Genomic DNA, 16,326 nt, shown 5'->3' with positions numbered 1-16,326 from the left:
CCTGATGACGCCTGTTCCTGACAGGCAAAAACCAGAAACCGCACACACTTGAACAAAACCCCGCCGAAAATCGACGGGGTTTGTCAGTGGTCTGAGCGGGGCTCCGGGGCCCCGCTTTTTTTTCGTTTGAGAACAGGCTTTTTCAGCCCTTGAGGCCGCTTGCCTCACGAGCCAGCGCCTCGATGGAGGCCCAGTCTCCGGCCTCGATCGCCTTGTCGGGCGCGACCCAGGAGCCGCCGACGCAGATCACATTCGGCAAGGACAGATAGTCATGCACATTCTTCGGCGAGACACCGCCCGTCGGGCAGAAACGGATGGAAGCGAGTGGTGAGGAAAGGGCTTTCAGGAAGGGCGCGCCGCCCGACTGCTCGGCCGGAAAGAACTTCAGAAGGCTGTAGCCTTCCTCACGCGCGGCCATCACCTCACTCGGCGTTGCCGCACCAGGCAGGAACGGCACCTCGGACATCGATGCCGCATCGAGCAGTTCCTGCGTGATGCCGGGGCTGACGATGAACCGCGCACCGGCCGCCACCGCGTAGGAGAAGTCCTTCGAGGTCAGGATCGTGCCGGCACCGACAATCGCCTCCGGCACTTCCTCGCTAACGAGACGGATCGCATCGATGGCGTCGGGCGTGCGCAGCGTGATTTCGATGGCCGGCAGCCCGCCCTTCACCAGTGCCTGCGCCAGCGGCACGGCATCCGCCAGGCGGTCGATCTTTAGAACCGGGATCACCGGCTGACCTTCCAGGATCGCCAGCAGCACCTCGTTCTTCTTCTGCATGGCAGCGTTCATGTGCACACGTCTCCTCAAAGCCTCTACATTTCAGGCGAAACCGCACCGTTAAAACGGTTCAATACACGTATTTCGCCGCCCATGAACACTTTTCTCCCAAAACTGGCAAGCCGCAAACCTCAATTGTCTGTTCGCAAACGCTTCCAGAAGCCGGTCAACCGGCCCCAAAGGCGCCGCAGCAAACCGCGAAAAGGCAGCGCGTTCTGCAGCGCGCGCCATGTCGCGCCTCCCGCCACGCCGTCCACAACAAGGCCGGCCTCTTTCTGAAAGCGCCTCAAAGCCATCTCCGTCCGTGCGCCAAACACCCCGTCCACGACCACCGGGTAGCCCAGTGCGCATAGCATCGCCTGAAGGCTCGCCACCGCAGCGCCCCGTGCACCGATCCGCAGCAGGTCGCCGGCACCGGATGTTTCGCGCGCCGCATAGGCCCGGTAGGCCCGGGCGAGCTTCCGGTCATACTGGTTGCGTCTGTAGCCCGGCCCGTTATAGCCCCGCGCAAACCGTGCCCAGTTCCGCGCAGCCAGCGCCTCCTTCAGCCCCGCCTTCTCGATGTAGCGCAGCATCAGACGAACCTGCCCGGCGGTCCCGCTCCGGGCCTCGGCCACCAGCGCCTCCACATCGGCAAAGCCGAGCCAGCTCCAGTGTGCTCCCATCACCTGCCCCAGCCCCCAGGAAACGGATTCGCACGCTGCCTTTCTGTCAATGCGCGCAGCCTTCTCAAAAAGCACCCAGCGTTCGGCCTGACCCCGCGGATTGGCTATTCCGCCGGCTTCCGGCGAAGCCAGCCCCGCCGCCCGCGCCTCCGCCCGCTTGCCGCCTGCAACCCTCCGGTCGAAATAATGCCCTTCGAACCGGATCACCGGCTCTGCCCGACCGCGAACCATGACATGTGACCTGCCACCGCTCTCCACCTGAGCCACCGCAAGAAGCAGGGCCGGTTCAAATCCTGCCTGTAAAGCCGCTTCACCGATTTCCCTGATTGCTGTTTCTGAAAACATCGCTCTCGCCCGTAATTGCTTTCGACAATTATCGATCGACACAATCAAAAGGGGATAAATTGAAAATGATACAATTTTAAATACCCTGCCGCGACACCTCGGGAATGGGAGAACTCCGCTTTTTCTTGCAAGCCGACGGGGAGAAGCGTAGGAGACCGCGCATGATTTCTTCCACGCCTGAACAGAGATTTCGCGTCGCCGCGCTATACCGTTTCGCCGACCTGCCGGGGTATGAAGTGCTGCGTCCCGAGCTTGCCGCATTCTGCTGCGAACGCGGCATTCGCGGCACGCTTCTTCTCGCCGCCGAAGGCATCAACGGCACCGTTGCCGGCACGCCCGAAGCCATCGACGCGCTGATCACCCATCTGGAAACGATCCCTGCCCTCAAGGACATCGAGGTCAAATACAGCACGGCCTCCGAAATGCCCTTCCACCGCATGAAGGTGCGGCTGAAGAAGGAGATCGTCACCATGGGCGTGCCCGAGGTCGATCCCGTTAATCAGGTGGGAACCTATGTGGAGCCTTCTAACTGGAACGCGCTGATCGCCGATCCCGACACGCTGGTCGTCGACACCCGCAACGCCTACGAAACCGCCATCGGCACGTTCTCGCGCGCCGAAGATCCGGAAACGGAAACCTTCCGCGATTTCCCCGCCTGGGCCGAGCGCAACCTCAATCGCCTCAAGGGGCGCAAGGTCGCCATGTTCTGCACCGGTGGCATCCGCTGCGAAAAGGCCACAGCCTATATGAAGCTGATCGGCGTCGACGACGTCTATCACCTCAAGGGCGGCATTCTGAAATATCTGGAAGAGGTTCCGGCCGAGGAAAGCCTGTGGGAAGGCGAGTGCTTCGTGTTCGACGAACGTGTCTCGGTTCGCCACGGCCTCGAAGAGGGCGATGCAACCCTGTGCCGCGCCTGCCGGCATCCGCTGACGCCTCAGGAGCGCGCCTCCCCGCTGTTTCAGGAAGGCATCTCCTGCCCGCATTGCGCCGAAACCCGCAGCGAAGCAGACCGCGCCCGCTATGCCGAGCGCCAGCGCCAGGTGGAACTGGCCGAGAAGCGCGGCCAGAGCTTCCCCATCGGCACGCCGTCAGAGAAGCACAAGACCTAGATCGCCGCAGCTAGATCCCCGAGGATCGCGTCCGCATGGCTCCACAGAATGGCGCTGCCCTCGCCTTCAAGCCGGTGCAGCGTGCTGTTGACGAAACGGCCATGCAGCGTCGCGCCGAAATCCGGCGAATGCACCGGGCTCGTATCGGCAAGGCCGAACCACAACGCCACCGGGCAGGCAATCTCCTCGACCCGGAACGGCCATGGCTCCATGGCAAGCCGCGTGTCGCGGGCATACCCCGCCGCCCCCTGCCGAAACCCGTCCGCCAGCGCTGCGCGATAGAGCGGCGCAAACGCCTCGCCGGCATAATAGGCGCGGTCCTGCGGCCCGCTCATCGTCTCGATCATCTGCCACAGCCAGTCGGCTGTCGCGAAGGCGGCAATATCCGCCTCCAGACGCGCCGGATCGTCCTTGGCAAGCTGCACCATATCGGCGACAGGCCCGGGCAATTGCGCAAACACCTTCGGCGCAGAAAGCTCATCCTGCCCTGAAACCAGCGCGACGGCCTTCGCCACGCCGGCATCCGCCAGCGCCAGCGCAAAAGGCGCACCCTGCGAAAAGCCCATCGCAAGCGCATTGTCTTCACCCAGATGCTTAAGCAGCGCCGCCACATCTGCGCTCCAGCGCTGAAAGCTCTTTTCCGGGTCCGCGTCAGACGCACCAAGCCCCGCCCGGTCCACCGCGACAATGCGCAGGCCAAGCCGCTCTGCCGCCGCGCCGCCAAACGGGATCGCTCCCGCCATGCCGGCGCCGGAGCAGAAAATCACAACACGGCCTGCAGGCGCACCCCATTCATGCCAGCCGAGGCCGCGTCCATCGGAAAGGGTCAGGGTGTGAGAAATGACGTCGGTCACGTGAATGCCTTGCTTTTGAAAATCGGGCTGGAGCCAGTGCCACCCGATGCGCGAAATGTCAAAGCCCGATCACAAAGCCTGACGCAATGCCGCAGCCACGCTGGCGCGCGCAAAGCGCTTCAGCGCCGCCTCGTCCGCGCCCGCACGGGCCTGAACGGCAATGCCGATCAGCACCGACACCATCAACTGCGCCAGCCCCGCCGCTTCACCTTCAGCCGCTTCGCGCGCAATCCGCGCCGTAAGCTGCGCCTCGATCCCGCTGATCGTGTCCGCCAGCGCGGCTGCGATCTCCTCATCAGCCGGTGCTTCCGCCGTTGCCGTGCACAGAACGAGACAGCCCGGCGCGGCACCCTCGCCATAAAAGCCGATGGCCGCGTCGAAGAACCCCGTCAGCGCATCGCCCAGAGGCCCCTCACCCTCCAGCGCCGGCGAAACCGCCTGCTCCATCCGCCGCCGGTAATCTTCAAGTGCAGCCAGATACATGGCCTTCTTGTTGCCGAACGCGGCGAAAAGGCTGGGCCGGTTCATCCCCGCTGCCCGCGCGATCTCGTCCAGCGAGGCAGCGGCATAGCCGCGCAGGCGAAACGCTTCCGCGATGGCCATCAGCGCCGCTTCACGGTCGTAGGCCGGCGGGCGTCCTCGGCGTGCAATCATTTTGTACCATCTTGCATAAAATTCATCTCCGTGCATTTTTATGCGAAACAGTACAAATATCAAGGCGCATCACGATGACCGAATCACCACATCCCCAAATCGCAGCCATGGGCACGCTCGCCTGGGGCCACGGAACGGATGGAACATTGAGCAGCGGCGAGAAAATCCGCCTCATCGGCAATCTCGCCTTCGTGCAGGTGCATGCCGCACTCGACACGGTTCGCCACCGCCTCGGCCTTCTCACCCCGGCTCCGGTCTCGCTCGACGCGCTGATGCCGCCGCAGACCGCGCTGGTGGAAGACGCGCTTCAGCTCGCCACCGAAACCCATCGCGATGCGCTGCTTTTCCATAGCTGGCGCACCTATCTGTTCGGGTCACTGATCGCGGCCCATGAGCGCCTCGACCACGATCCCGCCCTGTTTTTCGCCGCCGCCATCCTGCACGATATCGGCCTGACCGAACGCCACGAGCCGTCACTCTGCACGCGCTGCTTTGCGCTTAGCGGCGGCGAACGGGCGCGCGATCATCTCTGCGCGAAGGGACATGGCGGCGAGATCGGCCAGAAGGTCGGAGACGCCATCGCGCTTCATCTCAATGGATGGGTGTCCGCCCGCGCGCATGGCGTAGAGGCGCATCTGGTGTCGCGCGGCGCGGTCTGCGATCTCTTCGGCGCAGGCCGCCACCGCATCGCACCCGCCACACTGGCGCGGGTTCTGGAGCATTTCCCGCGCGACGGCGTCATCGAAGCCCTCCGGTTCGAGACAGCCGAACACAGGAAGGGCACCCGCCCCGCCATCATGACCGGGCTGTCGGGCGGCAAGGCTCCTGCCGAGCCCTTCGGATGACATTGGACTTTCGTCTTCCCCTGCCGGTTGCATCATCCTCCAACATTGCAATGCCACAAATGCGTTCCTACCTTTTCGCCAACGCTACGGCGCGACAGGCGCGAAACGAGGAGATGCGGATGTTTGATCCAAAGAAGCTGCTGAACGACCTTCTGGGCTCACAGGTGCCCGGAACGCAGGGAACCGTGCGCGACAAGGCGGGCCAGGCGGTTCAGCTCGCCAAGGACAATCCGCTTGCAACCGGCGCCATCGCAGCCGTCCTGTTAGGCACCAGCACTGGACGTTCCGTCACCGGCAGCGCGCTCAAGCTCGGCGGCCTCGCCGCCGTGGCCGGCATCGCCTACAAGGCCTATCAGAACTATCAGGCAGGCAAGGAGCCGACCGAGGCCGCGAAAGAAGGCGAGCTTCTGCCCCCGCCGGAAGACACCAGCTTCAATCCGGCCCAGGCCCCGCAGGGCGAAGGCGAATTCGCGCTGGCGCTGGTGCGCGCCATGATCGCCGCCGCCCGCGCCGACGGCCATATCGATGAAGGCGAGCGCGCCAAGATCGCCGACAAGCTCAGGCTCTCCGGCATCGACAGCGAAGAGGAAGCCTTCCTCATGCGCGAGCTGGAGCGCCCGGTTGATCTCGATGCGCTGGTCGAGGCCGCACAGACCGACGCCCAGAAAATCGAGCTCTACACGGCGTCGCGCCTCACCATCGAGCCGAAGACCCGCGCCGAGCGCGGCTATCTCGACATGCTCGCCGGCCGCCTGCGCCTGCCCGACCCGCTTGTCGACCACATCGAGGCAACCGTCTCCGAAGCAACGGCCTGACCGTTTCTCAACCGTCCGGTCATGATCTTCCAGTCATGGCCACCCCTTCTCCCCGCAAACAGGGAGAAGGAAGCTGCTCAACCGCCCCGCCTAAAGGCCAAGGGCCGCACGCCGCCAGACAGCCCAGCCCAACCGTCAATGCCCCCTTCTCCCCGCACGCGGGGAGAAGGTGAGGATGAGGGGCGAGCACCGGCATCGCCACAGCCCTCACGTCCCAGTCAGCACAAAACCACACACATTCCCGCCCGCCCCTCATCCCCCTGCCGGGACCTTCTCCCCGCAAACGGGGAGAAGGAGGTAGCTCACCCCCCCCCCCGCCTAAAACCAAAGGCCGCACGCCGCCAGACAGCCCAGCCCAACCGTCAATGCCCCCTTCTCCCCGCAAGCGGGGAGAAGGTAAGGATGAGGGGCGAGCACCGGCATCGCCACAGCCCCAGCGTCCAAGCCCGCGCAACACCGCACACATTCCCGCCCGCCCCTCATCCCCCTGCCGGGACCTTCTCCCCGCAAACGGGGAGAAGGAGGCTGCCCAACCGTCCCGCCTAAAAGCCAAGGGCCGCACACCGCCGGACAACCCGGCCCCAACGTCGAGGTCCCCTTCTCTCCGTTTGCGGGGAGAAGGAGGCAGCTCAACCGTCCCGCCTAAAGCCCAAAGGCCCCACGCCGTCAGACAACCCAGCCCCACCGTCTATGCCCCTTCTCCCCGCACGCGGGGAGAAGGTGAGGATGAGGGGCGAGCACCGGCATTCCCGAAATGCCCACCACACCCCACACCACCCCCATCCCCAGCGCTTTGCCCCATTCTCCCTTGACCCCGCCGTCACGCCCCTCCTAATATCCGGCCCGGGCAGCGCGTGATGGCTGCCTCTGTCCCAAGGTTCGGGCGGCATTCGGGGCGCGAATGTCCAGACCTGACCACCATGCATTCCCGTTGACCGGCACGCGGCACCCGTCCGCGCCAATGACCTATGGTGGTTCCATGTTCAAACGTGCTCTTGTGAGCCTCGCCCTCCTCGCTTCTCTTTCCACGGCGGCCACCGCCGAAAAGATCACCGTCTTCGCCGCTGCCAGCATGAAGGACGCCATCGAGCGCGCCGCGGGCGAATATCAGGCGGCCGGTGGCGACGAAGTGGTCGTCTCCTTCGCCTCCAGTTCCGTTCTCGCCCGACAGATCGAGGCCGGTGCGCCGGCGGATGTGTTTATCTCAGCAAACACCGACTGGATGGCGTATCTGGTCGAACGTGATCTGGTCCGCGCCGACAGCGAGACCATCATCGCCGGCAACAATCTCGTCATCGCAGCCGCAGAGGGCACAGAGCCGGTGGAGAGCCCCAGCGCCCTGCTCGACGAACGCTTCGCCATGGGCGACCCGAGCCATGTGCCCGCCGGCAAATATGCCCGCACGGCGCTCGAAAACCTCGACATCTGGAAAGACGTCGAAAAAAACGCCGTGTTCGGTGAAAACGTCCGTGTGGCGCTGGAGCTCGCCAGCCGTGGCGAGGTGAAAGCGGCAATCGTCTACGGGTCGGACCAGAAAGCCGCCGGCGATCTGGTGCGCGCCTATGTCTTCCCGGCAGACAGCCACGCACCGATCCTCTACCCCGCCGCCGCCACGAAGGATGGAGCCGAAAGTGCAGAAGCCTTCCTCGCCTTCCTGAAAAGCGAGGCCGGTCGCGCGATCTTCACCGATCTCGGTTTTTCCGAAGCTACGGAATAGACTGCCGACATGGGCGAGACCGAACTTTCGATCATACTCCTGTCCGCGAGGGTGGCGTTGACCGCCATCCTCTGCGCGCTCGTTCCGGCCTTTGCGGTCGCCTGGCTTCTGGCCCGCAGGGAGTTCCCCGGAAAGGGCGTCGTTCAGGCGCTGGTCACCCTGCCGCTCGTGCTGCCGCCGGTCGTCACCGGCTATGGCCTGTTGATCCTGTTCGGCTCCAAAGGCCCGCTTGGCCAGCTCTTTGAAAACCTGTTCGGCATCAGCTTCGCCTTCCGCTGGACAGGTGCCGCGCTCGCCGCCGGCGTCATGGCGTTTCCGCTGCTCGTGCGGCCCATCCGCCTGTCGCTGGAAGCCATGGATCAGGGCTTTGGCGAGGCCGCGCGCACGCTCGGCGCATCGCGTCTCACCGTGTTCTTCACCGTCACCCTGCCGCTCGCCCTTCCGGGCGTCATTGCCGGCGCCGTGCTCGGCTTCGCCAAGGCGCTCGGCGAATTCGGCGCGACGATCACCTTCGTTTCCAACATTCCGGGCGAAACGCAGACCCTGTCGCTCGCCATCTACGCGCTGCTGCAATCGCCATCCGGCGATGCCGCCGCCCTTCGCCTCATCGCAATCGCCGTTGCCCTGGCGCTCGCCGCCATCGTCGCGTCCGAATATCTGGCCCGTAGGCTCACCGCCGGAGGACGCGCATGACCGCTCTACACGTCGACATCAGGGGCCGCGCCGGTAGTTTCGAGATCGAAACCGCCTTTCAGGCCGGCGCAGGCGTCACCGCCCTGTTCGGGCCATCCGGCGCGGGCAAATCCACCCTGCTCAAGATGATCGCGGGCACGGCCCGTCCGCAGTCGGGGCGCATCGTGGCAGGCGGGCGCACGCTGTTCGATTCGGCCACCCGCACGAACCTCCCACCGGAGAAACGCGGCATCGGCTTCGTCTTTCAGGATGCGCGCCTCTTCCCGCATTTTTCGGTGCGCAGAAACCTCACCTATGCCCGCTGGGCCGGTCGCCGCCCGGCATCCCGCGCTTTCGATGAAGTGGTGGCCCTGCTTGGCCTTGAAGACCGTCTCGATGCCGCACCCACCACGCTTTCAGGCGGAGAGCGCCAGCGCGTCGCCATTGGCCGGGCGCTGCTTGCCGACCCTGCGCTGCTTCTCATGGATGAGCCGCTCTCCTCGCTCGACAAGGCGCGGCGCAACGAGATCCTGCCCTATCTGGAAGCGATCCGCACCGAGGCCGGCATTCCCATCCTCTATGTGAGCCACGAAACCTCGGAGGTCGCACGTCTGGCCGACACGGTCGTGCTGATCGAAAACGGACGCGTTTCCGACAGCGGCCCCGCCGCCGCCATCCTCGCCCGCCTCGGCCTTGCCGCCGGCGGCGATCCCGACGAGGCCGGCGTCATCCTTGAAGGCCGCATCACCGATGTTGACCCCGCTTACCACACCGCCGTCATCGCGCTTGATGAAGACCGCATCGAGCTGACCGGAAACGGCTTTGCACCCGGCATGACGGTGCGGCTGCGCGTGCGGGCCGGCGATGTCGCCATCGCCAATGCGCCCCATGACGGACTGTCGATCCGCAACCAGCTTCCCGCAATTGTCGAGGAAATTCGCCGCGACGGCGCATTCGCCACCGTCGCGCTCGGCTTCGGCGGGCAGCAGCTTCTGGCCCGCATCACGGCAAAATCGGCAGATGCGCTCGACCTTCAGCCGGGCAGCCGGGTTCACGCCCTGCTCAAGGCCGTTTCCGTAGAGATGGCCCGTATCGAAAAGCCTCGCCCCGCGCTCACATTCGCGTCATCGCCACGCTGAGCGAAGGGCCGTTCGCGATCGTCTGGTAAACCACGCAGTAGCGCTCGGTGAGTTTCAGAAGCTGATCGAGTTGCTCCTGCGATGCATCCGTGTCGAGATCGAAGGACAGCCGGATTTCCGCAAAGCCCACCGGCGCATCCTTCACCACGCCCAGCGTGCCGCGAAAGTCGAGATCGCCCTCGGCTGAAACCACGCCCGCCCGAAGCGGTATCTCCAGCGCCGTGGCTACGGCCTTCAGCGTCACGCCCGCGCAGGCGACCAGCGCCTCCAGCAGCATGTCGCCAGAGCACAGTTCCAGCCCCGTTCCGCCCGTCGCCGGGTGCAGTCCGGCAATGGCGATAGCACGGCCGGTCTCCACCTTGCAGGCAATGTTCTGATCGTCGAGCGCGCCCCTGGCGTGAAGCGTGATGAGGGCTGCGCCCGGCTCGCCGCGATAGCGGTCCTTGATCGGCGCCTGAATGGCGCGCAGTTCTGCAGCGTCCATGGCATTCACCTTCCCCGAGGTTTGGTCCTGACCTGTTCAGGCTCTTCAGCACCGCCCAGAATAGCACCATAAGCGTGCCCCAGCGAACTTCCCGCCTGCCACCCAAGTTTCACTTGCATCACTTGCAAGCCGGTGAAAACATGCGGCCCGGACAGCCTTTAAAACGGCGTCACAATGCGGCGGTAGAGACCGCAAAGAGCCATTCGGGAGAAGTCACAATGAACAGATCGATCTTCAGGAAGCGCCTTGCCCTTGCATCGCTGACCGCATCGGCACTGACGCTGAGCGCCGGCGCGGCCTTCGCCGACTACACGCTCAACATTCTCCACATGAACGACTGGCACAGCCGCATCGAGCCCATCAACAAATACGATTCCACCTGTTCGCCAGAAGACGATGAAGCCGGCGAGTGCTTTGGCGGTGCTGCCCGCCTCGTCACCGCAGTGGCCGAGTCCCGCAAGGCGCTCGAAGGCGAAAACGTTCTGCTTTTGAACGCCGGCGACAATTTCCAGGGATCGCTCTTCTACACCACCTACAAGGGTGCCGCCGAAGCCGAGTTCCTGAACCTGATGAAGACCGACGCCATGGTCGTCGGCAATCATGAATTCGACGACGGCGAAGACGGCCTCGCCACCTTCCTCGACAAGGTCGAATTCCCCGTGCTGGGCTCCAACGTCAAGGCCAAGGAAGCCTCCGCGCTGGGCGACCGGGTGAAGGAGTATCTGCTGCTCGATGTCGGCGGCGAGAAGATCGCCATTGTCGGCGCGGTCGCCAATGACACGGCGGAGCTTTCCTCGCCTGGCGAAAACGTCTCCATCATCGAGGATGTCGCGGGCATCACCGCAGCCGTCGAAGCCGCCACCGCCGAAGGCGCAAACAAGGTCATCGCGCTCACCCATGTGGGCTATCCGCGCGACCTTGAGGCCATCGCCAAAATCTCCGGCGTTGACGTGGTCGTCGGTGGCCACTCCAACACGCTCCTGTCCAACACGGTCGAAGGTGCCGAAGGCCCCTATCCGACCATGGTCGACAATCCCGACGGCCATCAGGTGCCCGTGGTGCAGGCCGCGTCCTATTCCAAATATCTCGGCGAACTGAAGCTCACCTTCAGTGACGAAGGTGTCGTCACCGCCGCCACCGGCGACGTCAAGCTGATCGACGCTTCCGTTGCCAAGGATGAGGCCGTTGTCGCCCGCGTCCAGGAGCTGGCCGGCCCCATTGAGGAACTGAAGAACAAGATTGTCGCCGAGACCGCAGCCCCCGTGGATGGCAGCCGCGAAACCTGCCGCGCCGGTGAGTGCGAGATGGGCAATCTCGTGACCGACGCCATGGTCGCCCGCACCGCCGATCAGGGCGTGCAGTTCGCCATAACCAATGGCGGCGGCCTGCGCGCCTCCATCGATGGCGGCGAAGTCACCATGGGTGAAGTGCTCGGTGTCCTGCCCTTCCAGAACACGCTTGCCACCTTCCAGTTGAAGGGCGCCGACGTCGTCGCCTCGCTGGAAAGCGGCGTGAGCCAGATCGAGGAAGGCGCGGGCCGTTTCCCGCAGGTCTCGGGCCTGCGTTACAGCTTCGATCCGTCCGTCGCTCCCGGCGAAGGCCGCATCAAGTCCGTCGAGGTGAAGGACGGCGACGGCTGGTCTCCGATCGACCCGGGCACCACCTACACCATCGCCTCCAACAATTTCATGCGCAATGGTGGTGATGGCTACAGGCTCTTCGCGGAGAATGCCGAAAACGCCTATGACTACGGCCCGGGCCTTGAACAGGTTCTTGCCGATTATCTGGCCGAAAACAGCCCCTATACGCCAGCCATCGACGGCCGTATCACGAAGGTCGCGGCGAGCGTTGCAGGAGCAGAGACCGAGGCCACAACCCCCGACCTGCCCGAGATGTCGAAAACGATTGCCAGCGAGGCGCCAAAAGCGGTCGAAGAGACCGTTGAAAAGGCTGGCGAAGCCGTCGAGAGTATGGCTGAAGGCGCCAAGGAAATGGCGGACAAGGCTGTTGAAGAGGCCGGCGACGCCATGAAAAAGATGACCGAAACCGCCGGCGATGCCGCGAAAGAGGCCGGTGAAGCCATGGAGGGCATGGCCAAGGACGCTTCCGACACGATGAAGGAGGCTGCCAGCACCGCCGGTGAGGCCATGGAAGGCGAGAAGAAAACCCACACCGTCGCACGCGGCGACACGCTTTGGGAGATCGCCCGCACACATTATGGCGATCCGGCCAAATGGCGGGCGATCGCGGAAGCCAATCCGCAGATCAATCCCAACCGGATCGACGTCGGCATGGAACTAAACCTCCCATCGGCAAACTGACCGGTTGCTTCCAGAGCTTCATGGAGCCTCGCCACACGGCGGGGCTCTTTTTTCGCCCCTGCGGCCACGCGCTCCATTGAAAACCAGCCCGGCTTCGCTAGCTTCCCTTGCATGATCGGAGCCAAAGCATGAATCTCCCCACGAAAATCGACCCAAAAGCGACGAAGGCCATTGGCCCGCTGCCAGCAGAACACCCACCTGTCCGCGTCGGCAAGGTAGGCGTTCTTCTCGTCAATCTGGGCACGCCCGACGGCACGGACTACGCGCCCATGCGGCGGTATCTGAAGGAGTTCCTGTCAGATCCCCGCGTCATCGAATGGCCGAAAGCCATCTGGTATCCGATCCTTTACGGCATCGTTCTCAACACGCGGCCAAAGAAGTCAGGCGCTGCTTACGCGGAAATCTGGAATCAGGAGCGCAATGAATCGCCGCTGCGCACCTTCACCCGCTCTCAGGGGGAAAAGCTCGGCGAGGCGCTTGGTGAACATGATCATGTCATTGTCGACTGGGCCATGCGCTACGGACAGCCGTCCATCGAGACGGTGACGAAGAGTCTGATGGAGCGCGGCTGCGACCGCATCGTCATGTTCCCGCTCTACCCGCAATACTCCGCCACCACCACGGCAACGGTGAACGACAAATTCTTTGAAGCGCTTGCGAAGATGCGCTTCCAGCCGGCCATACGCACCGTGCCCTCCTATCAGGACGAGCCGGTCTATATCGAGGCGCTCGCCCGCTCCATCGAAAAGCACCTCGAAAGCCTGGATTTCGAGCCGGAAGTCGTCATCGCTTCCTATCACGGCATCCCGCAAAGCTATTTCAGGCGCGGCGACCCCTATCACTGCCATTGCCAGAAAACGACCCGCCTCCTGCGCGAACGCCTCGGCTGGGACGAGAAGAGACTCATGACCTGCTTTCAGTCACGCTTCGGCCCGGAAGAATGGCTCCAGCCTTATACCGACAAGACCGTTGAAAAGCTCGCCAGAGAGGGCGTCAAATCCATCGCCGTGTTCAATCCTGGCTTCGTCTCCGACTGTCTGGAGACGCTTGAAGAAATCGCCGGTGAGGCCGGAGAGATTTTTCACGAAGCCGGCGGCAAGAACTTCACACATATCCCCTGCCTCAACGACACGGATGAGGGCATGGCCGTGATCGAGACACTTGTACGCCGCGAGCTTTCGGGCTGGCTGTAGGATCGGACGCCGCCTTGCCACAGGCACGTCATATTTGGCGAGGCATATGCACCGCGATGCAACTTGCTGTGGAAACAGGCTTTGCCTCCGTGCAGTCTGTTTCCGTGGTGGTGCGATCCGTGGTCTTTCTATTCACATCGTGGCGTAGTGCCTTAAACTGCGCGCTCGCGTATCACTCATGCCCCGCTGAAGCGGTCCCAGGAGCCGAATATGCCTTTCTCCGGTTTTGACTTCATCATTCCAGTACTCGTCGTCCTTGTCCTGCTCCTGCTGTTTGCCGGCATCAAGACCGTTCCGCAGGGCTTCAACTTCACCGTCGAGCGCTTTGGTCGCTACACGAAAACGCTCACGCCCGGCCTCAATCTCATTGTCCCCTTCATCGATCGCGTCGGCGCGAAGATGAACATGATGGAGCAGGTGCTCGACGTTCCCACCCAGGAAGTCATCACCCGTGACAACGCGATTGTCGCCGTCGACGGTGTCGCCTTCTACCAGGTGCTCACCGCCGCCGAGGCAGCCTATCAGGTCTCCGGTCTCGAGAACGCGATCCTCAACCTGACCATGACAAACATTCGCTCCGTCATGGGCTCCATGGACCTCGACGAACTTCTGTCCAACCGCGACGCAATCAACGAGAAGCTTCTGCGCATTGTCGATGATGCGGCGAGCCCATGGGGTATCAAGATGACCCGAGTGGAGATCAAGGACATCAATCCACCGGCCAATCTCGTGGAATCGATGGCCCGCCAGATGATGGCCGAGCGCAACAAGCGCGCGCAGATTCTGGAGGCGGAAGGCCTGAAGCAGGCCGAGATTCTTGAAGCCGAGGGCCGCAAGGAAGCTGCCTTCCGCGATGCCGAAGCGCGCGAGCGCGCTGCTGAGGCGGAAGCCCGCGCAACTCAGGTTGTTTCGGAAGCCATTGCTGCCGGCGACGTCCAGGCCGTCAATTACTTCGTTGCGCAGAAATACACGGAGGCATTGGCCACCATCGGCTCCTCCAGCAACAACAAGATCGTTCTCATGCCTTTCGAGGCTTCCTCGCTGATCGGCTCGCTGGGCGGCATCGGTTCAATCGCGCGCGAAGTGTTCGGCGAAGGCGGCACACCGCAAGCGCAGTCAAACCGTGTCTCATCGGCCCGTCCGCCCCGCACGGGACCGGCGCAGGAGTAGCGCCATGATCGAGCATGTAATCGCGGAACTCGGCCCCTGGAACTGGATGCTGCTTGGCTTCGTGCTTCTTGCAGCCGAGATTCTGGCACCCGGTGTCTTCCTGCTCTGGATCGGCATCGCCGCCATTCTGACCGGCGCGCTTTCGCTGCAATTGTGGGACCTGCCGGCCTGGAGCTGGCAGGTGCAGGTTCTGGTTTTCCTGGCGCTCTCGCTGATCTCGGCCTATGCCGGCAAACGCCTCATGGATTCGCGCCGCAACGAAGAAACCGACCAACCGCTCCTCAATCGTCGCAGGGAGCAGCTCGTCGGACGCACGGCAACGCTCGAGGAGGCCATCGAGAACGGCTTTGGCCGCATCCGGCTTGACGACACCTTGTGGCGCGTCGCGGGCCCCGAACTGCCGGCAGGCACGCGCGTCAGGGTCGCTTCGGTGGACGCTGGCACCTTGCGCGTGGAGGCGGTTTGACGAATTGGCCGGTCAGACCGGCCAAAGCATCTGTTCCCGCCTGATCAGGCAGCGCCGATGCGCAGCAGATCGTGCAGATGCACCACACCGCATGGCTTGCCGTCTTCAACCACCATCAGCGTGGTGATGGCTGATGAATTGACGATCTGCAGCGCGCTTTCCGCCAGTGTTTCCGGTCCGATCGTTTTCGGATTGCGTGTCATCACCTGATCGACCGTCATGGAGAGCAGCTCGCTATCGATGTGGCGGCGCAGATCGCCATCGGTGATGATCCCGATCAACACACCGTCCGCATCGGTAATACCGACACAGCCGAACCCTTTCTGGGTCATTTCCAGAATGGCTTCACGCATCAGCGCACCGCTGCTGGCAAGCGGCAGTTCACTGCCCGAATGCATGATCTGGCGCACCTGTGTCAGTTTCGCGCCGAGCTGTCCGCCGGGATGAAAAGTGCGGAAATGATCGGCCGTGAAGCCCCGCGCTTCAAGCAGCGCCACCGCCAGCGCATCGCCGATGACCAGTTGCAGAACCGTCGACGTGGTGGGCGCGAGCCCGTGCGGGCAGGCTTCGGGCGCACGCGGCAATCCGAGAACGACCGTGGCCTCCCTTGCAAGTGCCGATGATTTGCCTGCCGTGATGGCAATGATCGGGATGGCAAAGCGCCGCGCATAGGCGACGATGCCGTGCAATTCCGTGGTTTCGCCCGACCATGACATGGCGAGGATCACGTCGTCATCGCCGATCATGCCGAGATCGCCGTGATTGGCCTCCGCCGGATGCACGAAGAAAGCTGGCGTTCCCGTCGAAGCGAGTGTGGCGGCAATCTTGGAGCCGATATGGCCGCTTTTGCCCACGCCGGTCACGATCAGCCGCCCCTTGATCCCGGCGATGATGCGCACCGCCTCCGCGAAGGGGTCGGCAAGTCCGTTGTCGAGAGCTTCGGCCAGTTCCTTCAGGCCCGCGCGTTCCGTTTCAAGCGTGCGAACGGCGGAAGCGACAACGCTTTTCCGGTCGATGTTCATGGAAGAGTCTTTCAGCATGGCACTGCCCTTACCGCCTTGATGACCTGCTGTCCATTCAGATTGTTCACAGG

Annotated in this window: 16 protein-coding genes; 10 read left to right on the top strand and 6 right to left on the bottom strand. The window is 63.5% G+C overall.

Going from position 1 to position 16,326, the window contains the following annotated elements:
• Positions 1-142: 142 nt before the first annotated feature.
• Both AC07E3_RS16500 and AC07E3_RS16495 read right to left on the bottom strand, forming a co-directional pair.
• Positions 143-781, bottom strand: coding sequence for a 2-dehydro-3-deoxy-phosphogluconate aldolase (locus AC07E3_RS16500; protein WP_322340550.1), 639 nt, complete (start codon positions 779-781; stop codon positions 143-145).
• Between the two features lie 131 nt (positions 782-912).
• Entirely contained in the window at positions 913-1,791 is an 879-nt protein-coding gene (locus tag AC07E3_RS16495; protein ID WP_478363398.1) for an N-acetylmuramidase domain-containing protein, read from the bottom strand.
• A gap of 161 nt (positions 1,792-1,952) precedes the next feature.
• Here AC07E3_RS16495 and trhO point away from each other — a divergent pair, with 161 nt between their 5' ends.
• Positions 1,953-2,903, top strand: a complete 951-nt coding sequence (gene trhO, locus AC07E3_RS16490) for an oxygen-dependent tRNA uridine(34) hydroxylase TrhO (protein ID WP_478363396.1) — start codon at positions 1,953-1,955, stop codon at positions 2,901-2,903.
• Here trhO and AC07E3_RS16485 read toward each other — a convergent pair.
• Both AC07E3_RS16485 and AC07E3_RS16480 read right to left on the bottom strand, forming a co-directional pair.
• On the bottom strand, positions 2,900-3,757 hold the full coding sequence (locus AC07E3_RS16485) for an alpha/beta fold hydrolase (RefSeq protein WP_478363394.1): 858 nt from the start codon (positions 3,755-3,757) through the stop codon (positions 2,900-2,902). The two genes, trhO and AC07E3_RS16485, sit on opposite strands and share 4 nt — an antisense overlap.
• Before the next feature lie 69 nt (positions 3,758-3,826).
• Positions 3,827-4,411, bottom strand: coding sequence for a TetR/AcrR family transcriptional regulator (locus AC07E3_RS16480; protein ID WP_478363392.1), 585 nt, complete (start codon positions 4,409-4,411; stop codon positions 3,827-3,829).
• Between the two features lie 74 nt (positions 4,412-4,485).
• On the opposite strand from AC07E3_RS16480, the gene AC07E3_RS16475 reads away from it, so the two are divergent.
• The 5 genes from AC07E3_RS16475 (at position 4,486) to modC (ending at position 9,599) form a co-directional block, all read left to right on the top strand.
• A complete protein-coding gene (locus tag AC07E3_RS16475) occupies positions 4,486-5,256 on the top strand; it encodes an HD domain-containing protein (protein WP_478363390.1) in 771 nt (256 codons plus the stop codon).
• Between the two features lie 119 nt (positions 5,257-5,375).
• Positions 5,376-6,071 (top strand): tellurite resistance TerB family protein, encoded by a 696-nt coding sequence (locus AC07E3_RS16470; protein ID WP_349365663.1) that lies wholly within the window; start codon positions 5,376-5,378, stop codon positions 6,069-6,071.
• Positions 6,072-7,050: 979 nt separating this feature from the next.
• Complete coding sequence (gene modA / locus AC07E3_RS16465; protein ID WP_478363388.1) at positions 7,051-7,788, top strand: molybdate ABC transporter substrate-binding protein; 738 nt, start codon at positions 7,051-7,053, stop codon at positions 7,786-7,788.
• A gap of 9 nt (positions 7,789-7,797) precedes the next feature.
• Positions 7,798-8,481, top strand: coding sequence for a molybdate ABC transporter permease subunit (modB, locus tag AC07E3_RS16460; RefSeq protein WP_478363386.1), 684 nt, complete (start codon positions 7,798-7,800; stop codon positions 8,479-8,481).
• Positions 8,478-9,599 (top strand): molybdenum ABC transporter ATP-binding protein, encoded by a 1,122-nt coding sequence (gene modC / locus AC07E3_RS16455; protein WP_478363384.1) that lies wholly within the window; start codon positions 8,478-8,480, stop codon positions 9,597-9,599. Before modB ends, modC begins: the two co-directional genes overlap by 4 nt.
• On the opposite strand, the gene AC07E3_RS16450 is transcribed toward modC, so the two are convergent.
• Positions 9,574-10,083, bottom strand: coding sequence for an OsmC family protein (locus tag AC07E3_RS16450; protein ID WP_336069242.1), 510 nt, complete (start codon positions 10,081-10,083; stop codon positions 9,574-9,576). The two genes, modC and AC07E3_RS16450, sit on opposite strands and share 26 nt — an antisense overlap.
• A 218-nt stretch (positions 10,084-10,301) precedes the next feature.
• Here AC07E3_RS16450 and AC07E3_RS16445 point away from each other — a divergent pair, with 218 nt between their 5' ends.
• The 4 genes from AC07E3_RS16445 (at position 10,302) to AC07E3_RS16430 (ending at position 15,233) form a co-directional block, all read left to right on the top strand.
• A complete protein-coding gene (locus tag AC07E3_RS16445; RefSeq protein ID WP_478363382.1) occupies positions 10,302-12,404 on the top strand; it encodes a 5'-nucleotidase C-terminal domain-containing protein in 2,103 nt (700 codons plus the stop codon).
• 128 nt (positions 12,405-12,532) lie between these two features.
• Positions 12,533-13,597: a ferrochelatase gene (gene hemH, locus AC07E3_RS16440; protein WP_478363380.1), complete on the top strand. Its 1,065-nt coding sequence runs from the start codon at positions 12,533-12,535 to the stop codon at positions 13,595-13,597.
• Positions 13,598-13,807: 210 nt separating this feature from the next.
• The gene (locus tag AC07E3_RS16435) at positions 13,808-14,767 is read left to right on the top strand and encodes an SPFH domain-containing protein (protein ID WP_336069234.1); all 960 of its coding nucleotides are present in this window, start codon (positions 13,808-13,810) and stop codon (positions 14,765-14,767) included.
• 4 nt (positions 14,768-14,771) lie between these two features.
• Complete coding sequence (locus AC07E3_RS16430) at positions 14,772-15,233, top strand: NfeD family protein (protein WP_336069232.1); 462 nt, start codon at positions 14,772-14,774, stop codon at positions 15,231-15,233.
• A 44-nt stretch (positions 15,234-15,277) separates the two neighbouring features.
• On the opposite strand, the gene AC07E3_RS16425 is transcribed toward AC07E3_RS16430, so the two are convergent.
• Positions 15,278-16,273 (bottom strand): KpsF/GutQ family sugar-phosphate isomerase, encoded by a 996-nt coding sequence (locus tag AC07E3_RS16425; RefSeq protein ID WP_065815775.1) that lies wholly within the window; start codon positions 16,271-16,273, stop codon positions 15,278-15,280.
• Positions 16,274-16,326 lie beyond the last annotated feature (53 nt).

This window comes from Nitratireductor lacus, from assembly GCF_056431025.1.
Note: the sequence above shows the minus strand (reverse complement) of the source record. Positions and strands in the feature narration are given on the sequence as shown.